Origin of the sequence: Vibrio sp. OPT18, from assembly GCF_015163615.1 — a bacterium.
In the GTDB taxonomy this organism is placed as follows: domain Bacteria; phylum Pseudomonadota; class Gammaproteobacteria; order Enterobacterales; family Vibrionaceae; genus Vibrio; species Vibrio coralliirubri.
In genome coordinates, this window is the sequence record NZ_JADDYK010000073.1 from 280,761 (window position 1) to 287,418 (window position 6,658).

The 6,658-nt window shown below is 44.5% G+C and carries 4 protein-coding genes and 1 pseudogene; 1 reads left to right on the forward strand and 4 read right to left on the reverse strand.

From position 1 onward, the window contains the following. The first annotated feature begins 191 nt into the window (after window positions 1-191). Entirely contained in the window at window positions 192-1,835 is a 1,644-nt protein-coding gene (locus tag IQQ51_RS19375) for a methyl-accepting chemotaxis protein (RefSeq protein WP_193841860.1), read from the forward strand. A gap of 144 nt (window positions 1,836-1,979) precedes the next feature. Here the strand turns inward: IQQ51_RS19375 and IQQ51_RS19380 are convergent, their stop codons facing one another. The 4 genes and pseudogenes from IQQ51_RS19380 to IQQ51_RS27400 all read right to left on the reverse strand — a co-directional run. Then, window positions 1,980-2,537, reverse strand: coding sequence for a DUF1566 domain-containing protein (locus IQQ51_RS19380; RefSeq protein ID WP_193841861.1), 558 nt, complete (start codon window positions 2,535-2,537; stop codon window positions 1,980-1,982). A 2-nt stretch (window positions 2,538-2,539) separates the two neighbouring features. Beyond that, window positions 2,540-4,024, reverse strand: coding sequence for a DUF1566 domain-containing protein (locus IQQ51_RS19385; protein ID WP_193841862.1), 1,485 nt, complete (start codon window positions 4,022-4,024; stop codon window positions 2,540-2,542). A gap of 4 nt (window positions 4,025-4,028) precedes the next feature. Further along, a complete protein-coding gene (locus tag IQQ51_RS19390) occupies window positions 4,029-6,356 on the reverse strand; it encodes a proprotein convertase P-domain-containing protein (protein WP_193841863.1) in 2,328 nt (775 codons plus the stop codon). Window positions 6,357-6,365: 9 nt separating this feature from the next. Further along, window positions 6,366-6,658 (reverse strand): annotated as a pseudogene (locus IQQ51_RS27400) (TonB-dependent receptor); the annotation flags it as partial.

Here is a 6,658-nt window from a genome sequence, read left to right on the forward strand (position 1 = left end):
TACGATGGATAAAAAGATGCACCTTTATCGCCATTTAGAACAATAAACAACCATCTATATCAAATACCTATCGCATATAACGAAATCAAAGCCTTTACTGATTGAATTGTCAGTCTCATTAGTTAGAATCGCCAACTAATTCTAATAATAATAATTCTCATCTATTTATTTTATTCAAAGAAGGACATTACATGCGCCAACTTCTCAGTGGCTTATCAATCAAAATACAAATTCTTATACCCGTACTATTTTCCGTCGTTTTACTTTTAGCCGGTGTCATTATCGGTGGTGAAAAGCTAGAAAGTGCATTCAAAGATGTGTCAGTAGCAACCGACCAATTAATCTTACATAAAGAAGAACTCAGCGAAATCGTCGACAACAGCTATGGCATGCGCATCAAAGCGATTTACAGTCTATTCAATGCTGATGACGTAAAAACACTGGTTGAAACACTAAACCAAAAACGCGACCAAAATACTCGCCTACTGAATTCATTAGACACAGTTCCAGGCATGCAAGATGAAGTAGCAGCGATGAACAAAGCGATGAATCACTATGTCGACTTTTCTCGCACCACCATGCTTCCGCTATTAAGAGCCAAGCACGGCGATGCGTCACTCTCGTCAGATTTTGAAAACCGCTACCAGATCGCAATCGACCAATACCGACATGCGGGTAATGAAATGGTGCAAGCGATCAACACTCTGTCTAAGAAGCTGAACTTGCTTGCCACTCAAGAGGTCGACATCAACGGCCAGCAACACGCTAGTACACTGACTACCGCGACCATTGCACTGTTGGTAATCCTGTCTGTAGCTCTAGTTATCAGTTGGACGCTGGCTGGTATCATTGTTAAGCCGATCAGCAACATTCAAGAAACCATGCGCGAAGTAGCAAAAGGTAACTTGTTAGTTAAAGCAGAAGAGTATGGCGACAACGAAATCTCACGCCTAGCGCAAGACGTAAACCAGTCTGTTGAACAGCTGCGTGACACGGTAAGCTCGCTGTCTCGAATCAGTATCGAAGTGGCTTCTGCGTCGACAGAGCTAGCGGCTGTAATGACCCAATCAAGCGTTAACTCAGACCAAGAGAAGCAAGAGGTGGAGCAAGTCGCTTCTGCTGTGAACCAATTAGAAAGTACAGCAGCACATGTTAACGAGAACGCAGTACAAGCCGACTCAGCGTCTAAGCAAGCTGACGAAATGGCGACACACAGCATGAGCTTGTTTAATGAAAGCAACAAAGCTAACGAACAGATGGCGATTCAGCTAAGCGAAGCTGCAAATGTAGTGGGCACGCTAAAAGAGCACTCTGAACAGATTGGTAAAGTGATTGAGGTTATTCAAAGTATCTCTGAACAAACTAACCTGCTTGCGCTTAACGCAGCAATCGAAGCCGCTCGCGCAGGTGAAAGCGGCCGTGGTTTCGCAGTGGTTGCTGATGAAGTTCGAATGCTAGCGGCACGTACACAAGACTCAACCAAAGAGATCCAAACCATCATTGAAGGTTTGCAGGTTCAATCCGGTAACGCGAATGAAAGCATGAGCAGCTCACTGGCTATGCTGGAGCACAACCAAACTCTTGCAGGTGAAGTAAGCGCGGCGCTTTCAGGCATTGCTAACTCGGTAACGGACATGACTGAGATTAATACTCAGGTTGCCTCTGCCGCCGAAGAGCAAAGCCAAGTAACCTCAGACATCAACCGTAATATCTCAAACATCTACAGCCTAGTAAGCCAAAACGTAACCGGCATTACTCAAGCTGCAGCAGCAAGCCACGAGCTATCTAACTTAGCCGAGCAACAGAAACAGCAGTTGGACTACTTTAAGGTATAGGGTTTAAGGCTTAAGGCTTAAGGCTTAAGGTTTAAGGTTTAAGGTTTAAGGTTTAAGGTTTAAGGTTTAAGTTAAGACCTAAATACCAAAACCTAAAAGGCCGTGGAGAACCACGGCCTTTTTATTCAGAACATTTCCATTAAATTATTCTGCAACTAATAAGACGCTAAATTTATATTGTGCAGCGTTGTACTGGTAAACCTCACCATTAATCGAATCAAACGTCATCACGCTCTGTCCACCACCTGCAGGCGTTGAGCTCCAAATAAATGAAGCTAAGTTTCCGACTTCAACGTTAAACGTATCACCGAACACCTTGTGACTTATTGCTGGAGAGTGACAAGCCACCTCTTTTAATGATACCAACTCTTTGATGTTTGGCATGCGCCATTCTTTTACGCCTGCAAACTGATGTAAGACATGGCTACCACTCTGGTCATTAATTGATTCAACCATGGAGAGCGCACTCTGCCAGTGATACGTTTCAGCAGGCCCACTACAAGCTAATGTCTTCGTATCCCAAGTTTTACCCAGTTGGCAACGCATCCAAGTTAACCCTGTCAGTTCATCGCTAAACGTCCCATTATCATTCGCAACATAACGCGTGATCGGAGCCGATTTTTCCATATCTAAACTGCACTCTTGTGCCATTGCACCCGCAGAAAACAGAGCCATTAAAGTGATGGAGAGTAAATTTTTCATATCTATTGACCTTGTAGTGAAACTAAACGAATTGGGAATTGGAACGAGTCATAATTATCCGAAGAATCAACATCACCTGAATAGATCTCTATAGAACCAACAACCCCTCTGTCTGAACCCTGGGTTCCAATCTCGTTGTAATAGAAGCCACCTTCAACAGCTGTGTTTGTATATTGGCTATAAGTAATGGATTGAGTCCATACCGAACCAGTGTAAGCCGTATAGTCAATACCAAGGGTTTGATGTGGGAAGTACTTGTAAGTTAAACCATAAACTTCACCATCCGAGTTGGTTTCTGTCTCACCGAAGTCGAGCACGTTGTAGAATTCATTGAATGTTGGCAAGCGCCAATCTGACTTGCCACATAAGTTCATTGCATTGATATGTTCAACGTAATCTTGAGTGGTACATATCGCATCGCCTTTCGTTTTACACGTCGCTAAATCAACATCTTGATCGTAAGGCGTTACTAGTCCGGGTAGCTCAAGCGCTAATATGCGATCTTTATATTGAATAGAGCTTTCGTCATCCGTTTTCGATTCCCAAATCAAGCCACTGCGTTGATCCAAAACACAAGACCACTCCGCAGCATCATCAGCAAGCACCTGACCACTTGAATCTAACTTTGCGAACTGGAAACCATTGCCGGCATTGTCATTCAGCTCTGTTTTATCAAAGCCGTATTCTGCATCTTGACCGGGGAATGAGCTCTGTGGTTCTACCACATCTTGTGTGTCATCAATATCAGAGAAGTAACGTATGACACCGGTATCATTCAATGCTGTCGCAGCTTTCAATTCACCCTCTAAGAAGTTTGCAAAAGCGACAACCTCTTCATTAGTCAGTACTCCATTGACATAATCAGCCGCACTCTTATCAAACTTCGCACTCAACTGAGCGAGCATGAATGCACGATTCGAGTGCTTAAACGCCTTAATTGTTGATACGATATTTTGCTCCAAACTCGCGAGCTCAGACGCAGATAAATCATCTTGTATGTCACCAGAAATAAAGATGCCACTTTTCGCCAACTGCGCTTTTAACTTGCTGTTGGCCTCAGCAACCGTCAATCCATCCGCAACATAACCAGCCAGTAGTGAGCTAATACCATTGATCTCATTCCCAGCGTTTTTTTGTAAACCAGGTGCCGCTATGTAAGCGTAAGAAGATGCAGAACCACTTGTACTATTTGCAGCAACCCCCGTATCGACTTGTGCTAACAAAGGCACCGATAAAATCGATTTTTTAGTACTGGTAATACTAAATTCACCATTCGCGTTAGCTGTTGAACTAGGCTCTCCGCTGTCACACATGTAGTTCTGGTTTATGTCTGCGCAGACCTGACTTTGCAAGTCTATATTCTGGGCTGTGATTGTACCTGACACTGTATAGGTTGGTGCCGCTGATGCAGAGGTATCGGAACCGCCCGAACCACCACAGCCAGCAAGAGCCAAAGAGATGGCCAAAATTGTCAATTGAGGTTTCATAGAATTATCTTCTTGTTTTGTTTTTAGAGAGCCTTGCCACTAAAGGCAAGTAACGCGTAGTAAATGACCTGCCGAACGAGAGCAAGGACATGAATAGAATCGACATAGGTGAAGCCGAGCCACCAGAGGAACCACTGGCAACGACTGGCTCTTGAGGTGAAGTGGTTGTTTCACCACATTCGTATGTTGAAATAGTGCCAAGGCCCCAACGTTTTAAGTGCCCAGTTTCACCATTCACATAATCGGCAATTTCTAAGCGCCAAGATCCGTTAATAGGTTCCCCCTTATACGAATCTAGAATCGAGTCATGCTTGAGTGTGAAGTAACCATCAAAGCCAGAAAATCGCGTCGATTTATGGTTCAGTAAATCTATCCGTGTCCCTCTAGGTGAAATCAAAGTGACCACTAAATCACTCAATCGAGGGTGATCGATCTCTAGGTACACTCCGAAATTTTCGTCTGCCGTTTGAACCGCTCCATTTAGGGTGAAATTAAATGTTTTAAACCCAACGATCGGCTGATTTGTTGAGCTCAATCTGCTGTCGGGAAGGAAGCTGTTCATTTCTTTGATATCAGATTCGAGGACAGGCAAGCCATAAACAAGTGACAAATCATGCTGCCAGTTTTGTGATTTCAAAGCGTCGCTGTATTGATAATCGACGCTCGTATTCATGGTGACGGACGAACCACAAACCTCACCAGTAGGAAGTTTTGCCTCTATCAACAGTTGGTTAACCGGATCGCTAACGAATGGCTGTGTTAATGTCGATATTTTGACCTGACCGTCGACCTGTGCCTGTCTGAGCGTGGGGTACAACTCGATCGCTAGCGCTTTTTCTGGATCAACATAGCGGCTAGCAACTTCAACCTTAAACGGCTCTATTACCAGCCCATGCACATCAAATTTTTGCTTCAATATTTCGGCATAATCGCGATTTGGATACAGTTTTTGAGCCACAAACAGCGTGCTCTCAGCTAGGTTGTGCATTTTCAACCCACGACCAACCCCGTACATAGATTCGAGTACAATTGAATCGAACTCTTTAAAAGCGAGCTCACCATATTGTTCAACCGATGCTTTCAGAGCCTGGAACAAAGGCGTTGACCAAAGCTCATCACCTAGCTCACCCGCAACGCTTTCATGAGGGCGATATTCCGCTTGTCTAAAGTAACGTGCTCTTTGGTTCCATAGGCTACGAGTGGTATTCCTGACCCCGAAGTAACCATCCCAGTTAAAGACGGTATCGATCTCGAACTCTTGTCCACGAGTTTGAGCATTTTCATATTGAGTACGAAAGCTAAAACTACCCGCCCAGTAATCACCAAAACCTTCACCGATTGCGCCGGTATGACCATAAGCCCAATCTTTTACTATGTGATAATGAATCCCATGCCCCAGCTCATGCAGGATCACATCACCATCTAGTGCATCAGGAGATCCTCCACCGATACCAAACAAAGCGGCTTTGGGGCCATAGTAATAGGTCGAGTTATCTGCGGATAAACCTCTGCCATCGAACTCAAGTGGCTCTTCAAACAGATCGAAGCCCAAGTTGCTGATATAACGCAAAGATTGATCAAGGTGAGCGAAAACCATTAATTGCAGGAAGCGTGTATCTTGCCAATCTACATTTTGTAGTTCAGCTAGGTCAGTAAACTTAACGACACCTTCAGCTGCGAGGAAATTTGAAGCATCACGGTTCGTTACAGCACCCGAATCAGTATCAATCGAATATAAGGCAGCTGCATCAACCTGAGAGACACGATCATTGGTAAGGTAGATACCATCGCTGTGGTTCAAAACCTCTACATCAGTTTGTACATAATGTGGAAGACTCGCGTATTGGCTAACATCGGTGAGTAAAGATTCTGGTGGTGCAGCTTTGTCCATAGTTCTCAAATCTGGACTGAATACATTTACATGCGTCGAAACCACTTGCCCGCTGCTTAAGCTTGGCGCTCGCTCAGCTTCTAGCAAACGAGGAACTTCAAGCTCAGCTGCCGTTGTCGGAATTCCATTGAGTAATACGGTATTTTCCAGACTTCTGAAGACTCGCGAAACCTGCTCGTCTATGTTGGTTGATAACACCACAGACTTCTGTTGTTGGTACTCGCCTTCGATCAATACATCGAAGTTGTAGTGGTGCCCCAACTTAGACTGAGTTTGATAACGAAACCTAAACGTACCAACCTCAGGGTAAGCTTGTTCTAAATAGGCTTTGGCTTCCTGTTGCGTTGTCACAACAGTATTATCAATTGGGTAATCCCACTCGGCAGCGCTACTGGCTGCTGAAACCAAGAACAAAGTGAGGTATAGAGGGCTCTTTTTCATATACCCTCCTTAAAACGCATACTTGGCGTTGACGGTGAAGTAGCGGCCAGGTTCTGTGGAGTAAATTTTATTGCTGTCCGCAACACCCGCAACGTCTTGGTATCGGATATATTCTTTGTCGAATAGATTCATCACATTGGCGCTAACATCCAAACCAAAGTTCCAAGAGTAACTGACTCCCAAGTCGACACTTGCCCAGCCAGAGGTGGTCGCACAGTCAGTAACGATACCTAAATCATCTTCACACTGAGGTACGCTATCCATAGCTTGAGCCCAATTAACCATCGCGTAAGCGGAGAACA